General features: G+C 70.7%; 21 protein-coding genes. 12 read left to right on the top strand and 9 right to left on the bottom strand.

The features are described 5' to 3' along the window. Nucleotides 1-19: 19 nt before the first annotated feature. Complete coding sequence (locus tag JOC24_RS09520; protein WP_205019692.1) at nt 20-793, top strand: hypothetical protein; 774 nt, start codon at nt 20-22, stop codon at nt 791-793. A 4-nt stretch (nt 794-797) separates the two neighbouring features. On the opposite strand, the gene cobT is transcribed toward JOC24_RS09520, so the two are convergent. Further along, a complete protein-coding gene (cobT, locus tag JOC24_RS09515) occupies nt 798-1,940 on the bottom strand; it encodes a nicotinate-nucleotide--dimethylbenzimidazole phosphoribosyltransferase (RefSeq protein WP_205019691.1) in 1,143 nt (380 codons plus the stop codon). A gap of 115 nt (nt 1,941-2,055) precedes the next feature. Next, complete coding sequence (locus JOC24_RS09510) at nt 2,056-3,258, bottom strand: bifunctional adenosylcobinamide kinase/adenosylcobinamide-phosphate guanylyltransferase (protein WP_205019690.1); 1,203 nt, start codon at nt 3,256-3,258, stop codon at nt 2,056-2,058. A gap of 86 nt (nt 3,259-3,344) precedes the next feature. Between JOC24_RS09510 and JOC24_RS09505 the strand changes: the two genes are divergently transcribed. Then, a complete protein-coding gene (locus JOC24_RS09505) occupies nt 3,345-3,548 on the top strand; it encodes a hypothetical protein (protein WP_205019689.1) in 204 nt (67 codons plus the stop codon). Between the two features lie 78 nt (nt 3,549-3,626). Here the strand turns inward: JOC24_RS09505 and JOC24_RS09500 are convergent, their stop codons facing one another. The 3 genes from JOC24_RS09500 to JOC24_RS09490 form a co-directional block, all read right to left on the bottom strand. Next, nucleotides 3,627-4,697 carry a S1C family serine protease gene (locus JOC24_RS09500; RefSeq protein ID WP_205019688.1) on the bottom strand — a complete coding sequence of 357 codons (1,071 nt, stop codon included), beginning with the start codon at nt 4,695-4,697 and terminating at the stop codon, nt 3,627-3,629. A gap of 106 nt (nt 4,698-4,803) precedes the next feature. Beyond that, nucleotides 4,804-5,571 carry a class I SAM-dependent methyltransferase gene (locus tag JOC24_RS09495; RefSeq protein WP_374104487.1) on the bottom strand — a complete coding sequence of 256 codons (768 nt, stop codon included), beginning with the start codon at nt 5,569-5,571 and terminating at the stop codon, nt 4,804-4,806. Nucleotides 5,572-5,597: 26 nt separating this feature from the next. Beyond that, on the bottom strand, nt 5,598-6,197 hold the full coding sequence (locus JOC24_RS09490) for a DUF3043 domain-containing protein (protein ID WP_205019687.1): 600 nt from the start codon (nt 6,195-6,197) through the stop codon (nt 5,598-5,600). A gap of 296 nt (nt 6,198-6,493) precedes the next feature. Between JOC24_RS09490 and JOC24_RS09485 the strand changes: the two genes are divergently transcribed. The 5 genes from JOC24_RS09485 to JOC24_RS09465 all read left to right on the top strand — a co-directional run bounded on the left by JOC24_RS09485 (nt 6,494) and on the right by JOC24_RS09465 (nt 12,998). Next, nucleotides 6,494-7,276 (top strand): PspA/IM30 family protein, encoded by a 783-nt coding sequence (locus JOC24_RS09485; RefSeq protein WP_239580080.1) that lies wholly within the window; start codon nt 6,494-6,496, stop codon nt 7,274-7,276. A 10-nt stretch (nt 7,277-7,286) separates the two neighbouring features. Then, nucleotides 7,287-7,565 carry a PspA-associated protein PspAA gene (locus tag JOC24_RS09480; protein ID WP_205019685.1) on the top strand — a complete coding sequence of 93 codons (279 nt, stop codon included), beginning with the start codon at nt 7,287-7,289 and terminating at the stop codon, nt 7,563-7,565. Nucleotides 7,566-7,710: 145 nt separating this feature from the next. Further along, nucleotides 7,711-8,976 carry a sensor histidine kinase gene (locus tag JOC24_RS09475; RefSeq protein WP_205019684.1) on the top strand — a complete coding sequence of 422 codons (1,266 nt, stop codon included), beginning with the start codon at nt 7,711-7,713 and terminating at the stop codon, nt 8,974-8,976. Further along, nucleotides 8,973-9,659 (top strand): response regulator, encoded by a 687-nt coding sequence (locus JOC24_RS09470; protein ID WP_205019683.1) that lies wholly within the window; start codon nt 8,973-8,975, stop codon nt 9,657-9,659. Before JOC24_RS09475 ends, JOC24_RS09470 begins: the two co-directional genes overlap by 4 nt. A gap of 183 nt (nt 9,660-9,842) precedes the next feature. Continuing rightward, nucleotides 9,843-12,998, top strand: a complete 3,156-nt coding sequence (locus tag JOC24_RS09465; protein ID WP_205019682.1) for an efflux RND transporter permease subunit — start codon at nt 9,843-9,845, stop codon at nt 12,996-12,998. Between the two features lie 259 nt (nt 12,999-13,257). On the opposite strand, the gene nadA is transcribed toward JOC24_RS09465, so the two are convergent. Further along, nucleotides 13,258-14,445 (bottom strand): quinolinate synthase NadA, encoded by a 1,188-nt coding sequence (gene nadA / locus JOC24_RS09460; protein WP_205019681.1) that lies wholly within the window; start codon nt 14,443-14,445, stop codon nt 13,258-13,260. 220 nt (nt 14,446-14,665) lie between these two features. Between nadA and JOC24_RS09455 the strand changes: the two genes are divergently transcribed. Further along, nucleotides 14,666-15,022 carry an iron-sulfur cluster assembly accessory protein gene (locus JOC24_RS09455; protein WP_018103583.1) on the top strand — a complete coding sequence of 119 codons (357 nt, stop codon included), beginning with the start codon at nt 14,666-14,668 and terminating at the stop codon, nt 15,020-15,022. 188 nt (nt 15,023-15,210) lie between these two features. On the opposite strand, the gene JOC24_RS09450 is transcribed toward JOC24_RS09455, so the two are convergent. Beyond that, nucleotides 15,211-16,659, bottom strand: a complete 1,449-nt coding sequence (locus JOC24_RS09450) for a hypothetical protein (protein WP_205019680.1) — start codon at nt 16,657-16,659, stop codon at nt 15,211-15,213. Between the two features lie 131 nt (nt 16,660-16,790). Beyond that, complete coding sequence (locus tag JOC24_RS09445) at nt 16,791-16,988, bottom strand: hypothetical protein (protein ID WP_205019679.1); 198 nt, start codon at nt 16,986-16,988, stop codon at nt 16,791-16,793. Between the two features lie 159 nt (nt 16,989-17,147). On the opposite strand from JOC24_RS09445, the gene JOC24_RS09440 reads away from it, so the two are divergent. After that, nucleotides 17,148-18,122, top strand: a complete 975-nt coding sequence (locus JOC24_RS09440) for a carbohydrate kinase family protein (protein ID WP_205019678.1) — start codon at nt 17,148-17,150, stop codon at nt 18,120-18,122. Nucleotides 18,123-18,136: 14 nt separating this feature from the next. On the opposite strand, the gene JOC24_RS09435 is transcribed toward JOC24_RS09440, so the two are convergent. Continuing rightward, a complete protein-coding gene (locus tag JOC24_RS09435; protein WP_205019677.1) occupies nt 18,137-19,519 on the bottom strand; it encodes a cysteine desulfurase/sulfurtransferase TusA family protein in 1,383 nt (460 codons plus the stop codon). 273 nt (nt 19,520-19,792) lie between these two features. Here JOC24_RS09435 and coxB point away from each other — a divergent pair, with 273 nt between their 5' ends. Genes coxB through JOC24_RS09420 form a run of 3 tightly spaced genes read left to right on the top strand, consistent with a single transcriptional unit; the run spans nt 19,793 to nt 22,889 of the window. Then, the gene (gene coxB, locus JOC24_RS09430) at nt 19,793-20,761 is read left to right on the top strand and encodes an aa3-type cytochrome oxidase subunit II (protein ID WP_205019676.1); all 969 of its coding nucleotides are present in this window, start codon (nt 19,793-19,795) and stop codon (nt 20,759-20,761) included. After that, the gene (gene ctaD, locus JOC24_RS09425) at nt 20,758-22,494 is read left to right on the top strand and encodes an aa3-type cytochrome oxidase subunit I (protein ID WP_205019675.1); all 1,737 of its coding nucleotides are present in this window, start codon (nt 20,758-20,760) and stop codon (nt 22,492-22,494) included. The genes coxB and ctaD overlap by 4 nt, the downstream gene beginning before the upstream one ends. Next, nucleotides 22,491-22,889: a cytochrome c oxidase subunit 4 gene (locus JOC24_RS09420; protein WP_031093689.1), complete on the top strand. Its 399-nt coding sequence runs from the start codon at nt 22,491-22,493 to the stop codon at nt 22,887-22,889. Before ctaD ends, JOC24_RS09420 begins: the two co-directional genes overlap by 4 nt. Nucleotides 22,890-22,916: the final 27 nt, after the last annotated feature.

The following is a 22,916-nucleotide window of genomic DNA, read 5'->3' as shown; positions in this document are numbered from 1 at the left end:
GTCTCCGGGCGGAGGTGGCATGGGTCACTGGTTTCAGCAGAACATCGTCGAGCCGGGCAAACTACCGCTCCTGCTCGCCCTCAGCGCCTTCGTGCTGACCTTCGCCGTCACCCGGATGATCACCCGGATGATCAGGGCCGGCAAAGGGCCGTTCCGCAACTTCACGCCCGGCGGTGTGCACGTCCACCACGTGGTTCCCGGCGTCGTGCTCTCGGTCGTCGGAGGCTTCGGCGCGGTCGCGAGCGGCCAACGCGGCGTGGCCGCCGGGATCCTCGCGGTCGTCTTCGGCGTGGGCGCGGGCCTGGTCCTCGACGAGTTCGCGCTGATCCTGCACCTCGACGACGTCTACTGGACCGAGGAGGGCCGGCAGAGCGTGGAGGTCGTCGTCCTCACGGCCTCGCTCGTCCTGCTCGTGCTCGCCGGCTTCTCGCCGCTCGGCGTGGACGAGCTGAGCGGCGAGCAGCAGCAGAACAGGACGGGCGTCGTCCTGACCTACGTCGTCAACTTCGGTTTCGTGCTGGTCACACTCTTCAAGGGCAAGGTACGGATGGCGGTGATCGGCACCCTCATCCCGTTCATCGCGCTGATCGGAGCGCTTCGGCTGGCCCGGCCCACCTCGCTCTGGGCGAAGCGGCTCTACCGCCGACGGCACCGGGCCCGTGCCAGGGCGGTGCTGAGGGCGTATCACCACGACGTCCGCTGGGCGGGGCCGCGCCGTCGTTTCCAGGACCTGATCGGCGGGGCCCCGGACAGGAACCCGCTACCGGGCCCCCGCCCCGGCGGCGGATCCTGACCCCTCAGGCGGTCGTGTCCGCGGGCTTCGTGTCCCGCGAGGGCTCCGCGCCCGCCACATCCGCCGCGCCCGCTTCCTCCACCGCCTCCGCTTCCTCCACGACAGGCTCCGGCGCGCGTTCGGGCAGTTCCGCCGCCAGCGCCGCCGCGGCCTGGACGAGCGGCAGGGCCAGCAGTGCCCCGCTTCCCGCCCCCACCGTCACCCCGTGGTCCAGCAACGGGGTCAGCGCCATCCGGTCCAGCGCCTTCAGCTGCGCCGGCTCGCCGCTGAGCTGACCCGCCAGCCACCAGTCCGGTGCCCGGAAGGCAGCCCGCTGCGCCACCAGCGCACAGGCCGCCGAGACCACTCCGTCCAGCACCACGGGCATCCGGCGCACCGCGCTCTGCAGCAGGAACCCCGTCATGGCCGCCAGGTCCGCTCCGCCCACGGCGGCCAGCAGCTCCAGCTGGTCACCGAGGACCGGCCGGGCCCGCCGCAACGCGTCCCGGATCGCCGCGCACTTGCGCATCCACGCCAGATCGTCGATCCCCGCACCGCCGCGCCCGGTCACCACCGATGCGTCCGTGCCGCACAGGGCCGCGATCAGCGTCGAGGCCGCCGTCGTACCACCAACACTCAGATCGCCCAGCACCACGAGATCCGTGCCGGAGTCGGCCTCCTCGTCGGCGATGCGCATCCCCAGGCGTACGGCCTGCTCGGCCTCCTCCGCCGTCAGCGCGTCCTCGACGTCGATCCGGCCGCTGCCGCGCCGTACCCGGTGGCGCACGACGGCGTCGGGCAGCAGCTCCGGATCGCAGTCCAGGCCGGCGTCCACGACCCGTACGGGAACGGAGAAGCGGCGGGCCAGCACGGCGACGGGGCTCGCGCCGTCCAGCACCGCCCGCACCAGTTCGTGCGCGGTCCCCGCGGGCCGGCCGGACACGTCCAGCTCCGCCACACCGTGGTCACCCGCGAACAGCACGACGCGCGGCCGCTCGACCGCCTTGACCGGAACCGACTGCTGGGCGGCCGACAGCCATTCGCCCAGCTCGTCCAGCCGGCCGAGCGCGCCGACGGGAACGGAGAGCCGCTCCCGTCGTTCCTCGGCATCACGCCGTACGCCCCCGTCGGGGCGTTCGATCAGGTCGGAGAAGTCGTCCAGATTCACGGAGGTCTGCCTCGCGGGTCGGCGCTAGGTGGGCCGGAACCCGCCGGGGGGCTCCTGTGCGGAACAGTACCCGCCGGTCCCTCCCGTATCTCCAGCCCCGCACCCCGCCCGCGGCTCAGCCCCGCAGCACCAGCGCCCGTCCCGCCACCACGAGCAGCACCTGCTCGCACTCGCCGGCGAACGCGGCGTTCAGACGGCCCAGTTCATCCCGGAACCGCCGCCCCGACGCCGTCGCCGGCACCACACCCGAGCCGGTCTCGTTGGTCACGGCCACGACCGTGCGACGCGTCCCGCGCACCGCGCGGACCAGCTCGGCGACCCGCTCGCGCAGCTTCTCCTCACCGCCGTCCGCCCACCTGGCGTCGTCCCACGCCTCCACCCCGTCCATCGCGTCCGTCAGCCAGAGCGACAGGCAGTCGATGAGCAGCGGCGGTCCGTCCTGCTCCAGCAGACCCGCCAGCTCGCAGGTCTCCTCCGTGCGCCACGCGGCGGGCCTGCGTTCCCGGTGCAGCCCGATCCTCGCCTCCCACTCCGAGTCCCCGTCACGGCGGCCGCCCGTCGCCACGTACACCACCTCGGGAAAAGTCTCCAGGCGCTGTTCCGCCTCCACCGACTTCCCCGAACGGGCACCGCCCGTGACCAGCGTGCGCCGGGGCACCTCGGGTACCGCGTGGTAGGCGCCCACCGGCAGCGTCGTCCCGTCCGGCACGGCCCGTGCCCCGCCGGCGGCGAGCCTGCGGTCCAGCTCGGCTCCGGGCGGCGCGTCGTGGTCCAGATGGACGGCGATCACCTCGGTTCCGGGCCCGACGGCCCCGACGGCCCGTAGCCTCGCCACGGAGTCGGGCCGCGCGATCACGTCGCACACGACCATGTCGTACGGCTCCGCCACCGGGGCCGCCAGCCCGGCGGGGGAGGCCCCGGGCGGCAGGTAGAGCAGGCGCTCGGCATCCGGCGACGTCACCTCGTAACCGGTGCCCGGCGCGTCCATCGCCAGGGCGCGGACCCGGTGTCCGCTGATCAGCGTGAGCTCCTGACCGTCCGGGACACGCCCCGCGGACGGCAGGGACGCCGGCAGCTCCACCGCCGGCCCGTCATGAGGGTGGGTCAGCAGCACCTGCCGTACGGCGGCGAGCGAGCGGCCCGCTCGGGCGGCGGCGAACACGGCGCCCGGGGTGAGATCCAGCAGCAGCGCGTCGTCCACGAGCAGCGCGGTCGCGGCGCGCGCCCCGGTGCCGCGGGAGGAGGCGCAGACGGCGCAGGGGCAGTCGGGCCGCGGCAGCCCGTCGGGGGCTCCGGTGCCGAGCAGTGTCAGTTCCACGTGTCGATCCTCCCGTGTCCGTCCACCACCTGCGCGCCCGGGACACCCACTAGTCTTCGGGGAGCAACGTGACCCAGGAGGCGGACATGGCGTGGACGTGGCGGTTCGAGAAGTCCGACGGTACGGAGACGGAGCCGGCGCTGCAGCCGGAGGAGTTCACGACCCAGGGCGACGCGGAGTCCTGGATCGGTGAGTTCTGGAAGGAGCTGCTCGAGGGCGGCGCGGACCAGGTGACCCTCTTCGAGGACACGACGAAGATCTACGGCCCCATGGGCCTGCAGACCGACTGAGGTCCGTGGCCGCGCCCGGGCCCCGGCGCCCGGGCGGGGCCTGCGGCCTCCGGGTGTCCGTGCGCCCCAGGCCGGCTCTCAGATCTCGCCCAGGGTGACGCGGGCGGTCTTCTCCGCGTCCCCCCGGGTGTACCTCACCGTGACCTTCCGGCCCGGGTCGTCGGCGGCCAGGGCCTCCGAGAGCGAGGTGATCGTCGTGACCCGTGCGTCGCCGATCCGGGTGATGATGTCGCCGACGCGAAGGCCGGCCTTCGCGGCGGCCCCGTTCTTCTCGACGCTGACGATCGCGACACCGGCGGGTCTGTAGTCGTCGTCCACGACGGTGCGGCCCGTGATGTTCAGCGCCGCCCGGCCCGAGTCGGTGACCTTTCCGGATTCGATGATCTGGTCTGCCACCGTGCGCACCATCGAGACCGGGATGGCGAACCCGATGCCGGGGGCCGCGCTGTCGCCCACCTGCGGGTCCGTGGCCGCGAGGGTCGGGATGCCGATCACCTCGCCGTCGAGGTTCACCAGGGCGCCTCCGCTGTTGCCCGGGTTGATCGCCGCCGAGGTCTGCACCATGTCGGCGAGCGTCGCCCCGGTGCCGCCTCCCGAGCGGCTCTCGCTGACGGTGCGGCCCACGGCCGAGACGATGCCCTGGGTGACGCTGCTGGACAGGCCGAGCGGCGAACCCATCGCCAGGACGATCTGCCCCACCTCGACCTCGTCCGTGTCCCCGAACTCCGCGGCGCGCAGCCCCTCGGGGACGTCGTCGAGCTTGATGACGGCCAGGTCCTGCTCCGGATAGGAGGAGACCAGGGACGCCTTGAGCACCTTCTCGCCGGTGGCGACGGTGACGTCGAAGGCCTTCTCCCCGCCCACCACATGGGCGTTCGTGACGATGTGGCCCTCGCCGTCGTAGACGACGCCCGAGCCGAGCCCGTCCCCGGCGGCGATCTGCACGACGGTGGGCAGCACGGCCCTGATGACGGTCTGGTACTGATCCTCCAGATCGCCCGCGGCCCGGGACACCACCGCCTGCCGGCCCGGCGCGGCGGACGGGGCCGGTCCCGGCCCCGCACAGCCGCCCGCCAGGGCGAGCGCGCAGGCGGCGGCCAGGGGGGCCAGCGAGCGGCGTACCCGGCTGCGGGAAGGGGTTGCGTCCATGCCCGGAGTATCGCCGGGGCCGTCGCGTGCGGCCCGCGCTGGTGGGCCGATCAGGCGTACGGCCCGGGGCGCGCCCCGGACCGGTCGGACGCGCTGTCCGGGCGGGTCAGCCGCGTACGCCGCACAGGTGCAGCAGCGCCGCCACCCCGCGGTACGGGTCGGTCCGCCCCGCACGGTCCTCGGCGGCGAACACCCGCGCCAGTTCATCGGGGCCGGGCAGCTCCGCCTGGTTGCTCACGTTGTCCGTGAAGACCCGCACGCCGTACCAGGCGTGCAGTGGGGCGGCGATCCCCGCGAGGGTGGACCGCAGCACCTCGAGCCGGTCCGCCCGGACGTCCAGGCCGAGCCTGTTCGTGTACGTGTCCGTTTCGAACGCGGCGAGGGTCGCGGCGAAGTCGCCGGCCGTCCCCGGCCGCATCGCCAGGGCGTCCGCGTTCCGCACGAGCAGGGAGAGGAGACCGCCGGGGGCCAGCATCCTGGCCAGGCCGGCGAGCAACGGATCCGGCTCCGGGACGTACATCAGTACGCCGTGGCAGAGCACCACGTCGAAGCTGCCGGGCAAGAAGTGCACCCCGGTGTCACGGCCGTCGCCCTCGATGAGCCGCACCCGTTCCCGGATGCCCTCGGGCTCGGCCGCCAGCGCCTCGCGCGCGAAGCGCAGCATCTCGCCGTCGGACTCGAGGCCCGTCACGGAGTGCCCGGCCCGGGCCAGGCGCAGTGCCTGGGTGCCCTGGCCCATGCCGACGTCGAGCACCCGCAGCCGCCGCCCCACGGGGAAGCGCGCGGCTATCTGCTCGTCGAGCTGCCGGGCGACGAGCTCCTGTCGGACCGTGTTGCGCAGGCCGCCGAGCCCGCCGAGCCACTGGGGGGACACCCCCGTGAAGCCGGAGGTCTCCGTGCTCAGGGCCGCTCTCCCCGCTTGACCTGCGGCTTGGGCAGACGCAGTCGGCGCATCTGGAGCGTACGCATCAGGCCGTAGGCCACCGCGCCGCGCTTCGGGGTGTCGGGGAAGCGCTGGGCCAGCTGCTTCCTCAGGCGGAAACCGAGGCCGATGGAGTCGACGACGATCAGCACGATCACGCCGAGCCAGAGCAGCAGCGAGATGTTCTGGATGTTCTGGACCTGGATCACACTGAGGATCAGGATGATCACTGCGAGCGGAAGGAAGTACTCCGCGATGCAGAAGCGCGAGTCCACGAAGTCGCGGACATAACGCCGCACGGGGCCCTTGTCGCGCGCCGGCAGGTAGCGCTCGTCGCCCGATGCGAGCGCCTCCCGCTGCCTGGCCATGTCGGCGCGGCGCGCTTCACGCTGGCGCTTCGCGGCCTCCTTGCGATCGGTCGGCGTGCCGCTGGAGGCACGCCGGCGCTGCGTCTGGGCCTCGCTGCGCTTGGGGGTGGGGCGACCCTTGGGAGCCTGAGGGTCGCGGGGCTGCTTGGAGAGGTCCGCCGTCACCTTGCCGGTGGGGGCCTTCTCTTCCTTGGAACGGCTACGGAACACAAAACCCAAGGGTACGGGGTCGGTCGCGACTACCGGCGACCGGTCGGGAACGATCCGGCAACGGCCTGCGCCCAGAAAAGCGTCCCGACAGGGGCAGAACGGACGTCGCCGCCGCTTTCCCTGATGTTCGTCTACTCCCTGGGCGGGAGCGGATACCGACGTCAGTCGTCCTTGCGGAGGAGCACATCCGTGCTCGAACAGTGCGGTAATGGAGACAGGGCCCGTACTGTGGGTTCTGTTGGAGTGCTGGAGCTCAGTCCGTCAGAAGGGGGCGCGCGAAGCCCATGAGCGGTGTCATGAAGCGTATGGGGATGATCTTCCGCGCGAAGGCAAACAAGGCCCTTGACCGGGCCGAGGATCCGCGCGAGACCCTCGATTACTCGTACCAGAAGCAGCTGGAGCTGCTTCAGAAGGTGCGCCGCGGTGTCGCCGATGTGGCGACCTCGCGCAAGCGGCTGGAGCTGCAGCTGAACCAGCTGCAGGGACAGTCGTCCAAGCTGGAGGACCAGGGCCGCAAGGCGCTCGCGCTCGGCCGCGAGGACCTGGCCCGCGAGGCGCTGTCGCGGCGCGCCGCCCTCCAGCAGCAGGTCACGGACCTGGAGACGCAGCACCAGACGCTGCAGGGCGAGGAGGAGAAGCTCACTCTCGCGGCCCAGCGTCTGCAGGCCAAGGTCGACGCCTTCCGCACGAAGAAGGAGACCATCAAGGCCACCTACACCGCGGCCCAGGCCCAGACGCGGATCGGTGAGGCATTCTCCGGCATCTCCGAGGAGATGGGCGACGTCGGCCTGGCGATCCAGCGGGCCGAGGACAAGACCCAGCAGCTCCAGGCACGTGCGGGAGCCATCGACGAGTTGCTGGCCTCGGGCGCTCTCGACGACCCGTCGGGCACGGCGAAGGACGACATCGCCGCCGAGCTGGACCGGATCTCCGGTGGTACGGATGTAGAACTGGAGTTGCAGCGCATGAAGGCCGAACTGGCCGGCGGTTCCGCCGGGCAGCAGCAGGCCATCGAGGGCGGTGCGCAGGACGCGGCACCGCAGTCGCAGCAGACCCCGCACAAGTTCGACAAGCAGTAAGGGCGGCGTCATGATCGTACGGATCATGGGGGAGGGCCAGGTGGTACTGGCCGACAGTCATGTCGCTGAGCTGGACAAGCTCGACGACATACTCCTCGCGGAGATGGAGAGCGGTGACGGACCCGGCTTCCGCACCACGCTCCACGCGCTCCTGGACAAGGTGCGTGAGCTCGGTTCGCCGCTCCCGGACGACTCCCTGGAGCCGTCCGAACTGATCCTGCCTGCACCCGACGCCACCCTCGAAGAGGTGCGTTCGATGCTCCGCGACGGCGGGCTGATCCCCGGCTGACCGGGTGTCCGCCCGCTCCGCACTCCCCACGATGCCCCGCCCCGGTCCCGCCGGCGCGGGGCATCGTGGCGCGCGCCCGGTGCCGTGACGCCGAAGGAGACCGTAGGGACCGTCCTGTCGGAGAGACGCCGTACCGTTGCTCGACGTGACCACCCTCGGAACCGGGCTCGTCCGCCCACGCCGCTGGCTGCGCGGCCACCCCCTCGCCTTCGACGGTGGCCTCGCCCTCGCCGTGCTCGTCACCATGCTCTGCGCGTCCTTCGCCGAACCGGACCCGGGCCACGGTCCGGTCTTCGGAGCCCGGACACCCGAGCTGCCGAGCGTGCTCCTGATGGTGCTCGCCGCCGGGGCGCTGATCCTGCGCAGGCGCAGGCCCGTGCTGGTGCTCGCCGTGACGGGGCAGCTGTCCGCCGTCGAGTTCGCCCTCATGGACCCGCCCGCCCCCGTGGTGATGAGCGCGGTCGTCGCGCTGTTCACCGTCGCCTCCCGCACCGACCGCCCCACCACCTGGCGGGTCGGCCTGCTGACCATGGTGGTGCTGACCGTGGCGGCGATGGTGGTCGGCGGGACGCCCTGGTACAGCCAGGAGAACGTCGGCGTGCTCGCCTGGACGGGGCTGGCCTGCGCGGCCGGGGACGCGGTGCGCAGCAGGCGGGCGTTCATCGACGCGATCAGGGAGCGCGCCGAGCGCGCCGAACGCACCCGCGAGGAGGAGGCGGGCCGCCGCGTCGCCGAGGAGCGCCTGCGCATCGCCCGGGATCTCCACGACGTCGTCGCCCACCACATCGCCCTGGTCAACGTCCAGGCCGGGGTCGCCGCCCACGTCATGGACAAGCGCCCCGACCAGGCGAAGGAGGCGCTCGCGCACGTACGTGAGGCCAGCCGCTCCGCGCTCAACGAGCTGAGGGCCACGGTCGGACTGCTCCGCCAGTCAGGCGACCCGGAGGCACCCACGGAACCCGCGCCCGGGCTCGCCGTACTCGACGCGCTGGTCGAGACCTTCCGCAACGCCGGACTCCCCGTCGAGGTGGCCTGCACCGACCGGGACAGCCCGCTGCCCGCGGCGGTCGACCTCGCGGCCTACCGGATCATCCAGGAGGCCTTGACCAACGTACGCAAGCACGCGGGGCCCGACGCGAAGGCGGAGGTGAGCGTCGTACGGGTCGGGGGGACAGCGGAGGTCACCGTGCTCGACGACGGCAGCGGGGCGGCTCCTGCCCCCACCCCGGCCGACAGCGGCAGGCACGGACTGATCGGCATGCGCGAGCGCGTCACGGCCCTCGGCGGCGCCCTCACGGCGGGGCCCCGTTACGGAGGCGGATTCAGGGTCCATGCGATCCTGCCCGTCACGTCCCGCACACGCGCGCCGGAGAGGCCGGGCGCGGTGGAGACGACGGGGGGATGCGCATGACGCCCATCAGGGTGCTGCTCGCCGACGACCAGGCGCTGCTGCGCAGCGCGTTCCGGGTGCTGGTCGACTCCGAGCCCGACATGCAGGTCGTCGGCGAGGCGGCCGACGGGGCGCAGGCCGTGGCGCTGGCTCGCTCGACCCGCGCCGACGTCGTGCTGATGGACATCCGGATGCCGGGCACCGACGGGCTCACCGCCACCCGGACGATCAGCGCGGACCCCGACCTCGCGGGCGTACGGATCGTGATGCTCACCACCTTCGAGGTGGACGAGTACGTGGTGCAGTCCCTGCGTGCCGGGGCCTCCGGCTTCCTGGGCAAGGGCGCGGAACCGGACGAACTGCTCAACGCCATCCGTGTCGCCGCGGCCGGTGAGGCACTGCTCTCCCCGGTCGCGACCAAGGGCCTCATCGCCACCTTCCTCGCTCAGGGCGGCAGTGGCGACGGCTCCGACGACACCGAGTACGCCGAGCGCCTCGCCGCGCTCACCGGGCGCGAGCGCGAGGTCCTCGTACAGGTGGCGGGAGGGAACTCCAACGACCAGATCGCCGACCGGCTCGTCGTCAGCCCGCTCACGGTGAAGACCCATGTGAACCGGGCCATGGCGAAACTGGGTGCGCGGGACCGGGCGCAATTGGTCGTCATTGCCTACGAATCGGGCCTGGTCCGCCCCAGGGTGGAGTGACGGGTGTAGATGCGGCTACTCCAGCTGCGGTATGCGCGGGACGAGAAAGCAACCTGGGGGCCGACGAATTCTCCCGGGGGCCCGGCGATCGTATAGATGGGCGGGCTGTGTCCCTGTGCTCACCGACGTGGGCACCCAGCAGCCGGTCACCTGCCGCGTACGCCACAGAAGAGAGACCCACCCATGTCCTGGCTGTCCAGATTCAGCCTCGCGCAACGGGCCCTGATCGGGCTGATCTCGATCGTCGCGCTCGTGTTCGGGGCCATCGCGATCCCGCAGCTCAAGCAGCAGCTGCTGCCCACCATCGAGCTGCCGATGGTGTCGGTGCTGGCCCCCTACCAGGGCGCGTCCCCCGACGTGGTCGAGAAGCAGGTCGTCGAGCCCCTCGAGAACGCCATCGAGGCCGTCGACGGGGTCGAGGGCATCACCTCGACCGCCAGCGAGGGCAACGCCGTCGTCATGGCGACCTTCGACTTCGGCGACGAAGGCACGAAGCAGCTCGTCGCCGACATCCAGCAGGCCGTGAACCGGGCCCGCGTCCAGCTGCCCGACGACGTGGACCCGCAGGTCGTGGCGGGTTCGACGGACGACATCCCGACCGTCGTCCTCGCCGTCACCTCCGACAAGGACCAGCAGGCGCTCGCCGACCAGCTCGACCGCACGGTCGTCCCGGCGATCGAGGACATCGAGGGCGTCGGCCAGGTGGCCGTCGAAGGCGTCCGGGACCTCCAGGTCTCCGTCGTCCCCGACGACAGGAAGCTCGCCGCGGCGGGAATGAACGCAGGTTCGCTGTCCCAGGCCCTCCAGGCCGGCGGCGCCACCCTCCCGGCCGGCTCGTTCTCCGAGTCGGGCAAGAGCCGCACCATCCAGGTGGGCGGCTCCTTCACCTCGCTGCAGCAGATCGAGGACCTGAAGGTCTCCGCGGCGGATCCGGCGACGGGCAAGGCCGGGAAGCCGGTCCGCGTCGGTGATGTCGCCACGGTGAAGCAGGAGCCCGCCACCGCGGTCTCCATCACCCGTACGAACGGCAGGCCGAGCCTCGCCGTCATGGCGACGATGGACAAGGACGGCAGCGCCGTCGCGATCTCGGACGCCGTCCAGGACAAGCTCCCGGACCTGCGCAAGGACCTCGGAGCCGGCGCCGAGCTGACCGTCGTCTCCGACCAGGGGCCCGCCGTCTCCAAGGCGATCTCCGGCCTGACCACCGAGGGCGCGCTCGGACTGCTCTTCGCGGTCGTCGTGATCCTGGTGTTCCTCGCGTCGATCCGCTCGACGCTGGTCACCGCGGTCTCCATCCCGCTCTCCGTGGTCCTCGCGCTGATCGTGCTCTGGACCCGGGACCTGTCGCTGAACATGCTCACCCTCGGCGCGCTGACCATCGCGATCGGCCGCGTCGTCGACGACTCCATCGTGGTCCTGGAGAACATCAAGCGGCACCTCGGCTACGGCGAGGAGCGCCATTCGGCGATCATCACCGCGGTGAAGGAGGTGGCCGGCGCGGTCACCTCGTCCACGCTCACCACCGTCGCGGTCTTCCTGCCGATCGGTCTGGTCGGCGGCATGGTCGGCCAGCTCTTCGGCTCGTTCTCCCTCACGGTCACGGCGGCCCTGCTGGCGTCCCTGCTGGTCTCGCTGACAGTGGTCCCGGTCCTCTCGTACTGGTTCCTGCGGGCCCCCAAGGGCACCGACACCGACCCGGACGAGGCGCGCCGCAAGGCCGAGGAGAAGGAAGCGGCCAGCCGGCTCCAGCGGCTCTACGTCCCGGTGCTGCGCTTCGCGACCCGGCGCCGTGCCACCAGCATCGTCATCGCCTTCGTGGTTCTGTTCGGCACCTTCGGCATGGCACCCCTGCTGAAGACGAACTTCTTCGACCAGGGCGAGCAGGAAGTCCTCTCCATCAAGCAGGAGCTGACTCCCGGCACCAGCCTGGCCGCGGCCGACGAGGCCGCGCGGAAGGTCGAGAAGGTCCTCGCCGCGGACAAGGGCGTCGAGGACTACCAGGTCACCGTCGGCTCCTCCGGTTTCATGGCGGCCTTCGGCGGCGGTACGGGCTCGAACCAGGCGTCCTACCAGGTCACCCTGAAGGACTCGGCGGACTTCGACGCGACCCAGGACCGGATCGACGAGGCCCTGGGCGAGCTCGACGGCATCGGGGACACCACGATCGCCGGGGGCGACGGCTTCGGCAGCCAGGACCTCAGCGTCGTGGTCAAGGCAGCCGACGCGGACGTCCTGAAGAAGGCGTCCGAGGCGGTGCGCGGCGAGGTCGCCGAGCTCGACGACGTCACCGATGTCCAGAGCGACCTGGCGCAGAGCGTCCCGCGCATCTCGGTCAAGGCCAACGACAAGGCGGCCGACGCCGGATTCGACGGGACCACCCTCGGCGCGGCGGTGGCCGGAGCGGTGCGTGGCACTCCGGCCGGCAAGGCGATCATGGACGACGCCGAGCGTGACGTACTGGTGAAGTCGGCCGCGCCGGCCACCACGATGGCCGAGCTGAAGGCTCTCCCGCTCGGCCCGGTCAAGCTCGGCGACATCGCCGACGTGGAGCTGGTGCCCGGCCCGGTCTCGATGACCAGGATCGACGGCCAGCGCGCGGCGACGATCACAGCCAAGCCGACCGGCGACAACACGGGTGCGGTCAGCACGGAGCTCCAGAAGAAGATCGACTCCCTGGACCTCCCGGAAGGCGCCACCGCGACCATCGGCGGTGTCTCCGAGGACCAGAACGACGCCTTCATGAAGCTGGGCCTGGCCATGCTGGCGGCCATCGCGATCGTCTTCATGCTGCTGGTGGCCACCTTCCGGTCGCTCATCCAGCCGCTGATCCTGCTGGTCTCCATCCCCTTCGCGGCGACGGGCGCCATCGGCCTCCTGGTCGCCACGGGCACTCCGATGGGTGTCCCGGCGATGATCGGCATGCTGATGCTGATCGGCATCGTGGTGACCAACGCGATCGTGCTGATCGACCTGATCAACCAGTACAGGTCGCAGGGCATGGGGGTCGTGCAGGCAGTGATCGAGGGCGGCCGCCACCGGCTGCGCCCGATCCTGATGACGGCACTGGCGACGATCTTCGCCCTGCTCCCGATGGCGCTCGGCGTCACGGGCGAAGGCGGTTTCATCTCCCAGCCGCTGGCGGTCGTGGTGATCGGCGGTCTGATCACCTCCACGCTGCTGACCCTGCTCCTGGTCCCGACCCTCTACGCGATGGTCGAACTCCGCAAGGAGCGCCGCGCGAAGAAGAAGGCGGCCAAGCGCGAGGCGAAGTCCGGAGCGAGCGACCCGGAGCCGACGGAGGAAGCCGCCTCCGAGGAGCCGGAGCCCGCGAAGGCCTGATCGCAGTACCACGGAGAGGCCCCCGCTGCCGTACGACGGCACCGGGGGCTTTTCCCGTCGAACCAGGGTTCACCCATTGGCCGGGCCCGGTATCGCGGGGACCACGACGGCAACGGGGACCCCCACACGGGACCCCGGCCACCCAGGGCGACCGGGATCCCCGCCGGGCACCGGCACCGCGCGATCCGGCACCACGAACGCCCGGGAAGCCGGCACACGGCCGGTGACGCCGCCACAGGCATCCCCGGCCTGGCGCCGCCTACGGCAGCGCCAGCATCCGCTCCAGTGCCAGCTTCGCGAACTTCTCGGTCTCCGCGTCCACCTGGATGCGGTTGACCAGGTTCCCCTCGGCCAGGGATTCCAGCGTCCACACCAGGTGCGGCAGGTCGATCCGGTTCATCGTCGAGCAGAAGCACACCGTCTTGTCGAGGAAGACGATCTCCTTGTCCTCCGCGGCGAAACGGTTCGCCAGCCGCCGCACCAGGTTCAGCTCCGTGCCGATGGCCCACTTGGAACCGGACGGCGCCGCCTCCAGGGCCTTGATGATGTACTCCGTCGAGCCCACGTGATCCGCGGCGGCCACGACCTCGTGCCTGCACTCGGGGTGCACCAGTACGTTCACGCCGGGGATGCGCTCGCGGACGTCGTTCACGGACTCCACCGAGAAGCGTCCGTGCACCGAGCAGTGCCCGCGCCAGAGGATCATCTTCGCGTCGCGCAGCTCCTCGGAGGTCAGGCCGCCGTTCGGCTTGTGCGGGTTGTAGAGGACGCAGTCCTCCAGGGTCATCCCCATGTCGCGTACGGCGGTGTTCCGGCCCAGGTGCTGGTCCGGCAGGAAGAGGACCTTCTCGCCCTGCTCGAAGGCCCACTCCAGCGCACGCTTCGCGTTCGAGGACGTGCAGATCGTGCCGCCGTGCCGACCGGTGAACGCCTTGATGTCGGCGGAGGAGTTCATGTACGAGACCGGCACGACCTGGTCGGCGACCCCCGCCTCCGACAGCACGTCCCAGCACTCGGCGACCTGCTCCGCGGTGGCCATGTCGGCCATCGAACAGCCGGCGGCCAGGTCCGGGAGGACGACCTTCTGGTCGTCGCCGGTCAGGATGTCCGCGGACTCGGCCATGAAGTGCACACCGCAGAAGACGATGTACTCCGCCTCGGGCCGCGCCGCCGCGTCCCGGGCCAGCTTGAAGGAGTCGCCGGTGACGTCCGCGAACTGGATGACCTCGTCGCGCTGGTAGTGGTGGCCGAGTACGAAGACCTTGTCCCCGAGCTTCTCCTTGGCGGCACGGGCCCGCTCCACCAGGTCCGGGTCGGACGGGGAGGGGAGGTCGCCCGGGCATTCGACCCCGCGCTCGCTCCGCGGGTCGGCCTCGCGGCCGAGCAGCAGGAGGGCGAGGGGTGACGGCTGGACATCCAGGGGCTGGGCGGTGGTCACGACACGCACCCTTTCTTTTCTGCGAAACGCCTTTTCGTCTAATTGACGTTATCTATCATAACCGCTTCGTGTCAGCTTGACGATGCCGATAGCGTCGATGTGACGCATCCCCCCGCCCGGGCGGTGTGCGAGCATGAAGGGAACAGACAAGCGCTTGGCCCGGAATGAATCCGCGGCCCCGATGGTTGGACCGTCGGCAAGCAGTCCGTACAACCCGGGAGAGAAGCAGATGTCCGTATCGGACGAGACCACCACCGTGAGCGACGGCATCCTCCTGTCCGACGCCGCCGCAGCCAAGGTCAAGGCCCTGCTGGAGCAGGAGGGCCGGGACGACCTCGCGCTGCGCGTCGCCGTTCAGCCTGGCGGCTGCTCGGGCCTGCGGTACCAGCTCTTCTTCGACGAGCGCTCGCTCGACGGCGACGTCGTGAAGGACTTCGACGGCGTCAAGGTCGTCACCGACCGGATGAGTGCCCCGTACCTCGGCGGCGCCTCCGTGGACTTCGTGGACACCATCGAGAAGCAGGGCTTCACGATCGACAACCCGAACGCCACGGGCTCCTGCGCCTGCGGTGACTCCTTCAGCTAAAGCCTGAGACGTACCGACGGCGGCGGGGGTGCCCGGGACCGGGGCCCCCCCCCCCGCGGCGCCCGGGGGGGGGCGCCCCCCGGCCCCCCGGGCCCGGGGGGCCACCCCCACACAACCCCCGGGCCCCGCCCCGGGGGGGGGGGGCCCCCGGCCCCGGCCCCCCCCGCCGCCGTCGTCTCCGTGCGGGCTCAGCCGCGCGGCACCGCCTCGCCCGACCCCGCGTCGACCACCTTCCGGCCGTCCAGCGGGGCGTCCAGAGTGACCGTCCGGGTAAGCGTCTTGGCGATCATGATGCAGGCCTTCCCGGGTTCCGGCTTCGACTCGGCGACCGTGATCCGTACCGTGGTGCCGTCCTCCTCGGCCCGGGCCGTGTACGTGCTGCACACGCCGCCCCAGAAGTTCACCTCGAGCGTCCGGCCGTCCGCGCTGTACGAGGTGATGCCCGCACCGCTGTCCGAGGAGTCCGGGTCCTTCGTGGGCTGCGGAGAGGGCTCCCGGCTCTCGTCGGCCAGGTGGTCCGGGTCCACCGCGACCCGGACGACCGTGCTACCGGGGCCGTCCCCTCCGGGCCGCACCGAGAACAGCCAGGAAGGCACGAGGATCCGCTCGCCGTCCGAGTACTGCGCCGCGAGCCCGAACTCGGCCTTCTCGACCGTCACCGTGTCCGCCGGGGGTGTGTCGGCCTTGTCCCCCGTGCCGCAGTCCGCCTTCGGTGAGACCGGGTCGCCCTCCAGCGGCTCTGCGGTCGCGCAGCCGCCGACGTCGGGCTGCGCGCCCCGCCGGCTCTCCGCGTTCAGCCGCTTCAGCGCCTCGTCCGCGCCGACCACTGGATACGTGTCGCCCTTCTCCAGGCCCTTCAGCTGTCCGCTGCCGCCGACGATCTCGCCCCCGGCGCCCACCTGGATGCCGGTCGACCAGCCGTACGTCGGCAGCCCGCCCACCACCGGGTCGGCGTTCACCACGCGTACGGCACCCATCAGCTGATCCGCGTCGAGCGCGGCATCGCCCTGGCCCGCGGCCTTCAGCACCGGCGCCGCCGCGGCCTTGGCGGCCTTCTCGCCGACGGGGGAGCCGGACGCGGGTGTGCGGTCCTCCTTCGCGCAGGTCCGGGCGGACTCGCACGCGTCCGGGCCGCCGGAGCCGTACCGGGAGAAGGTCCAGGTGCCCGGAGCCTGCTTGATCACCCGCAGGACGGGACCGGACCCGTCCTTGTCACTGCCCACCTTCCAGGCCGTGCCCTCGGCGCGGGGCGTGCCCGGCACTCCGAGTGCCTTCGCGAGACGCGTCACCTCGGCCGCGGTCACCGTGCCCGTCGAGCGGTGGACGGCGGCGCTGTCAGGGCCGTCCGGCAGCGCCCCCGACGCCCGGTAGACGGTTCCCCCTCCGTGCGGGTCGGGTTCACCGGGCGCGATCCCCGGCGGCCGCGCCGACGGGCTGTCCGGGTGGTCCAGCGAGAGCGGGGGAGGCGAGCCGTCCCCGGCTGTCTCCCGGCCCGCGCCGCTGTCTCCCGACGCGGCCGAGGCCCAGTACGCCACTCCGCCACCGGCCAGCAGCACGGCTGCGGCCACCGAGGCCGCCACGAGCGGCGAGCGCCGCCGGGGGCCGGTCACGTCATTCTCGGGTCGCTCGGTGCTCACCGGATCGCTCCTTCGGCTGTCTGGCCGTCACTGGCGCATCATCCGTCCCCGGGCGGGGACACCGGTGGGACGGGCCGAAGGAGCGCGCGGTTCCACCCCGTGCTCGGGGAGCCTGCCGGGACGGCCCGCCGTCAGTCCCCGTAGTCGGACATCGAGTCGATGAGGCGGGCCGAGGAGGGCGGCACCGTGACCCCGTGGATGCGGGAGTGTTCCACCCGCTTCGTGGCGGTCCTCGCGGGGACGGTCCAGTGCGGCGCCATCCGCGCGCAGTCACCGCGCAGCTCGGCCAGGCTCATCTCGGACTCGCGCGGAACGATGTTGTTCGACATATCCGCACCGTACGCAGGGAAGCCCTCAGGTAGAAAGACCTACTATCGGGTAGTTTTGCCCCCTCGGACACCGTGACGACACCGGGTAGCGTGAACTGTCACTCCGTCCCGGAGGGCGCGCTCACGCGTTCCCTTCGCCGTCCGCAGGAGCAGCTTCCCGTGCGCATCGCAGTCACCGGCTCCATCGCCACAGACCACCTCATGACCTTCCCCGGCCGATTCGCCGACCAACTGGTCGCCGATCAGCTGCACACGGTCTCGCTCTCCTTCCTGGTCGACAACCTCGACGTGCGACGTGGCGGAGTCGGCGCCAACATCGCCTTCGGCATGGGCGTGCTCGGCACGCAGCCGATCCTGGTCGGCGCAGCCGGGGCGGACTTCGACGACTACCGCGCCTGGCTCGACCGGCACGGCGTGGACACGGGATCGATCCGTATCTCCGAGGTCCTGCACACGGCGCGCTTCGTCTGCACGACGGACGCCGACCACAACCAGATCGGATCCTTCTACACGGGCGCCATGAGCGAGGCCCGGCTGATCGAGCTCAAGAGCGTGGCCGACCGCGTCGGCGGTCTCGACCTCGTCTCGATCGGGGCTGACGACCCGGAGGCGATGCTCCGCCACACCGAGGAGTGCCGCTCGCGCGACATCCCCTTCGCCGCGGACTTCTCGCAGCAGATCGCCCGGATGGGCGGCGAGGAGATCCGGATCCTCCTCGACGGCGCGACGTACCTCTTCTCCAACGAGTACGAGAAGGGGCTCATCGAGTCCAAGACCGGCTGGAGCGACGAGGAGATCCTTTCCAGGGTCGGCCACCGTGTCACCACCCTCGGCGCCCGGGGCGTCCGCATCGAGCGGGCCGGCCAGGACCCCATCGAGGTCGGCTGTGCCGAGGAGGAGCGCAAGGCCGATCCGACCGGCGTCGGCGACGCGTTCCGCGCCGGTTTCCTCTCGGGGCTCACCTGGGGTGTGGGCCTGGAGCGCGCCGCCCAGGTCGGCTGCATGCTCGCCACCCTGGTCATCGAGACGGTCGGCACCCAGGAGTACACCCTGCGCCGCACCCACTTCATGGACCGCTTCACCAAGGCGTACGGCGACGAGGCCGCGTCCGAGGTCCGCAAGCACCTCTCCTGACGCGAACGGGACGGTCACAGGAGCCGGCGGACCACATAGGCCGAGCCGCGGTCCGCCGGCTCCTCGCCCACGTACTCCTGCTCGCGCATGGCGCACCAGGCAGGGATGTCGAGGCGGGCGGCCTCGTCGTCCGAGAGCACCGTCACCGTGCCGCCCACCGGTACCTCTCCGATCACCTTTGCGAGTTCGATCACCGGGATCGGGCAGCGCCTGCCCAGCGCGTCGACCACGAGCGAGGCCCGCGGGGCGGGGGAGGGCGCTGCGGAGGCGGGTGCGCCGAGCTTCTCCCGTACGCCGGCCACCACTCCCGGCAGTACGTCGAGGAAGGCGCCGACCTCCTCCTCCGTCGTGCCGGCCGGGAGCGAAACGCGGATGTTCCCCTCCGTGAGCACCCCCATCGCCTTGAGGACGTGGCTCGGTGTCAGGGTGCTGCTCGTGCAGGACGATCCGGACGAAACAGAGAATCCGGCCCGGTCGAGCTCGTGGAGCACTGTCTCTCCGTCGACATAGAGACAGGAGAAGGTGACCAGGTGCGGCAGCCGCCGCACCGGATCGCCGAGCACCTCCACGTCGGGCACCAGGGCTCCCACCGCCGCCCGGATGCGGTCCACCAGGGCGCGCAGCCGCAGGCCCTCCGCCTCGGCCTCCGCGCGTACCGCCCGCAGCGAGGCCGCCGCTGCCACGATCGCCGGGATGTTCTCGAAGCCGGCGGCCCGGCCCGACTCCCGCTCGTCGATGGGCCCTTGGGGTGCGAACCGGACCCCCTTGCGCACGGCCAGCAGCCCGACGCCGGCGGGGCCGCCCCACTTGTGGGCGCCGGCGGCCAGCAGCGACCAGCGGCCCGGCACCGGGGCCCAGCCCAGGGACTGCGCGGCATCCACCAGGAGCGGCACACCCGCGTCGGCGCAGATCTCGGCGGTCTCCGCCACCGGCTGCTCCGTCCCCACCTCGTGATTGGCGGACTGCAGACAGGCCAGTGCCGTGTCCGCGCGAAGGGTACGGCCGTACTCCGACGGGTCCACCGCGCCGGTACGGTCCACCGGCACCTCGGTGAACGATCCGCCCTCCGCCGCGAGGGCGGCGGCCGAATGGAGCACCGAGGAGTGCTCGACGGCGGAGAGCACCAGATGACGGCCGACACGCCGACGCCCGGAAAGGGCTCCGGCCACCGCCGCGTGCACCGCCCGGGTGCCGGACGAGGTGAAGGTGAGTTCGTCCGGACGGCACCCGACCGCCTCGGCCGCGGCTTCCCTGGCCGCGTCGAGCAGCAGCGCCGCCCGCCGCCCCTCGCGGTAGAGGCGGGCGGGATCGGCCCAGCCCTCGTCCAGTGAGGCAAGCAGCGCCTGGCGGGCGACGGGATGCAGGGGCGCGGAGGAGGCCGCATCGAAGTAGGGCACGGCGTCACGCTAGCCCGCGTGGTGCGTGACCAGGCGACCGGCCGCCGTCGTGGCGGGGGAGAGGGGGCGTCAGATGCGGGCCGGAGGTTCGCATTCCATCCCTTCGGGGTGTCGTGCGGCGCGTTGGGCACCCTCCCCGCGCGGCCCCAAATGGCGTCCAGTAGGGTTTGGTCCGCATAAACATCCAAACCCCTGCCCGCGTCAGGGCCGGCGACCGACCAAGTGAGACGGCCGCGCCGAACCGTGCGGGCGAGACTCTCGGGAAGGCGCTACGTGAGTCCCAACGGCTCCGACCGCTCGTCGCGGCGCCCGATGCGGCGGAAGCTGCCGCAGGTGCTGACTGCGGGCCTGGTCCTGGCGACGGCTTCCGGTTGTTCATACAACTGGGAGGATTTCCCCCGCCTCGGTATGCCCACCCCGGTAACGGAAGAGGCCCCTCGGATCCTCTCCCTCTGGCAGGGCTCGTGGGCGGCAGCGCTCGCCACGGGCGTCCTTGTCTGGGGGCTGATCCTGTGGAGCGTCATCTTCCACCGGCGAAGCAGGACCAAGGTGGAGGTACCGCAGCAGACCAGGTACAACATGCCCATCGAGGCGTTGTACACAGTGGTCCCCCTCATCATCGTCTCGGTGTTCTTCTACTTCACCGCGCGCGATGAATCGAAGCTCCTCGAGCTCACTCCGAAGCCCGCCCACACCATCAACGTGGTCGGCTACCAGTGGAGCTGGGGCTTCAACTACATCGAGAAGGTGGAGGGCCAGCCCTCCGCCGGCAGCGAGATCCCCAAGGAACTCGACGCCATCCCCGACAAGTACCGCGATCAGTTCCCCGAGGGCGCCGGCGGCGTCTACGACGTGGGCATCCCCGGTACGCGTAACCCGCAGAACGGCAACCCGGGTCCGACCCTGTGGCTGCCGAAGGGCGAGAAGGTCCGTTTCATCCTGACTTCGCGTGACGTCATCCACTCCTTCTGGGTGGTGCCGTTCCTCATGAAGCAGGACGTCATTCCGGGCCACACCAACTCCTTCGAGGTCACGCCGATGAAGGAGGGCACCTACATGGGTAAGTGCGCCGAGCTCTGCGGCGTGGACCACTCCCGGATGCTCTTCAACGTCAAGATCGTCTCTCCCGAGCGTTACCAGCAGCACCTCAAGGAGCTGGCGGACAAGGGTCAGACGGGCTACGTGCCGGCAGGCATCGAGCAGACGGACCCGGCCAGGAATGCGGAGACGAACAAACTGTGAGCATCCTCAACGAATCCCAGGGTGCCGCGGCAGCAGACGACTCGTTCGAGGACGAGCTGCCGGTGCGGCGCAAGCAGCCGGGGAGTGTCGTCGTCAAGTGGCTGACCACCACTGACCACAAGACGATCGGCACGATGTACCTGGTCACATCGTTCGCGTTCTTCTGCATCGGTGGCCTCCTGGCGCTCTTCATGCGCGCCGAGCTGGCCCGTCCGGGTACGCAGATCATGTCGAACGAGCAGTTCAACCAGGCGTTCACGATGCACGGCACGATCATGCTGCTGATGTTCGCGACGCCGCTGTTCGCCGGCTTCGCCAACTGGATCATGCCGCTGCAGATCGGCGCGCCCGACGTGGCGTTCCCGCGGCTGAACATGTTCGCGTACTGGCTGTACCTCTTCGGCTCGCTGATCGCCGTCGGCGGCTTCCTCACCCCGCAGGGTGCGGCGGACTTCGGCTGGTTCGCCTACTCCCCGCTGTCGGACGCGGTCCGCTCGCCGGGCGTCGGGGCCGACATGTGGATCATGGGTCTGGCCTTCTCGGGCTTCGGAACGATCCTCGGTTCGGTCAACTTCATCACCACGATCATCTGCATGCGCGCCCCGGGCATGACGATGTTCCGCATGCCGATCTTCACCTGGAACGTCCTGCTGACCGGTGTCCTGGTCCTGCTGGCCTTCCCGGTACTGGCCGCCGCGCTCTTCGCGCTGGAGGTCGACCGAAAATTCGGCGCGCACATCTTCGATGCGTCGAACGGCGGCGCATTGCTCTGGCAACACCTCTTCTGGTTCTTCGGCCATCCAGAGGTGTACATCATCGCTCTACCGTTCTTCGGAATCATTTCCGAGATCATTCCGGTATTCAGCCGCAAGCCGATGTTCGGCTATGTCGGTCTGATCAGCGCGACGATCGCGATCGCCGGTCTTTCGGTGACGGTGTGGGCCCACCACATGTATGTCACCGGCGGCGTGTTGTTGCCGTTCTTCTCCTTCATGACGTTCCTCATCGCGGTGCCCACCGGGGTGAAGTTCTTCAACTGGATCGGAACGATGTGGAAGGGGTCGTTGTCCTTCGAGACACCGATGCTCTGGTCCGTCGGCTTCCTGATCACCTTCGCCTTCGGTGGTCTGACCGGCGTGATCCTGGCCTCACCGCCGCTGGACTTCCACATCTCCGACTCGTACTTCGTGGTCGCGCACTTCCACTACGTCGTCTTCGGCACCGTGGTCTTCGCGATGTTCGCCGGATTCCACTTCTGGTGGCCGAAGTTCACCGGCAAGATGCTGGACGAGCGGCTCGGGAAGATGACGTTCTGGACGCTGTTCATCGGCTTCCACGGCACCTTCCTGGTGCAGCACTGGCTGGGCGCCGAGGGCATGCCGCGCCGTTACGCGGACTACCTCGCCGCCGACGGCTTCACCGCCCTGAACACGATCTCGACGATCTCCTCGTTCGTGCTCGGACTGTCGATGCTTCCGTTCATGTACAACGTCTGGAAGACCGCCAAGTACGGCAAGAAGATCGAGGTCGACGACCCGTGGGGCTACGGCCGTTCGCTCGAATGGGCGACCTCCTGCCCGCCCCCGCGTCACAACTTCCTCAGCCTGCCGCGGATCCGTTCCGAATCCCCGGCGTTCGACCTGCACCACCCGGAGATCACTGCGCTCGAGCAGCTGGATCACCTGTCCGAGGGTGAGAAGGTCCTCGTCGGCGGCAAGGAGGACGGCAAGTGAAGATCCAGGGCAAGCTCTTCATCTGGCTGAGCGTCTTCATGCTGGCCATGGCCGTCACGTACGGCGTCTGGTCCAAGGAGCCGGTCGGCACCACCGCGCTGGTCCTGGCCTTCGGCCTGACCATCATGATCGGCTTCTACCTGGCCTTCACGGCCAACAGGGTCGACGCGATGGCCCAGGACAACAAGGAGGCCGACGTCGCGGACGAGGCCGGCGAGGTGGGCTTCTTCTCCCCGCACAGCTGGCAGCCGCTCTCGCTGGCCATCGGTGGCGCCTTCCTCTTCATGGCCGTCGTCTTCGGCTGGTGGCTGGCCTACTTCTCGGCCCCGCTGCTCCTGGTCGGCCTCTTCGGCTGGGTCTTCGAGTACTACAGGGGCGAGAACCGCACCCAGTAGGACACGCCCTCACAGGACGCGTTGCAC

It is taken from the genome of Streptomyces sp. HB132 (assembly GCF_016909575.1).
GTDB lineage: Bacteria > Actinomycetota > Actinomycetes > Streptomycetales > Streptomycetaceae > Streptomyces.
The sequence above is the reverse complement of the archived record's forward strand: the minus strand, read 5'-3'. Positions and strand labels throughout refer to the sequence as shown.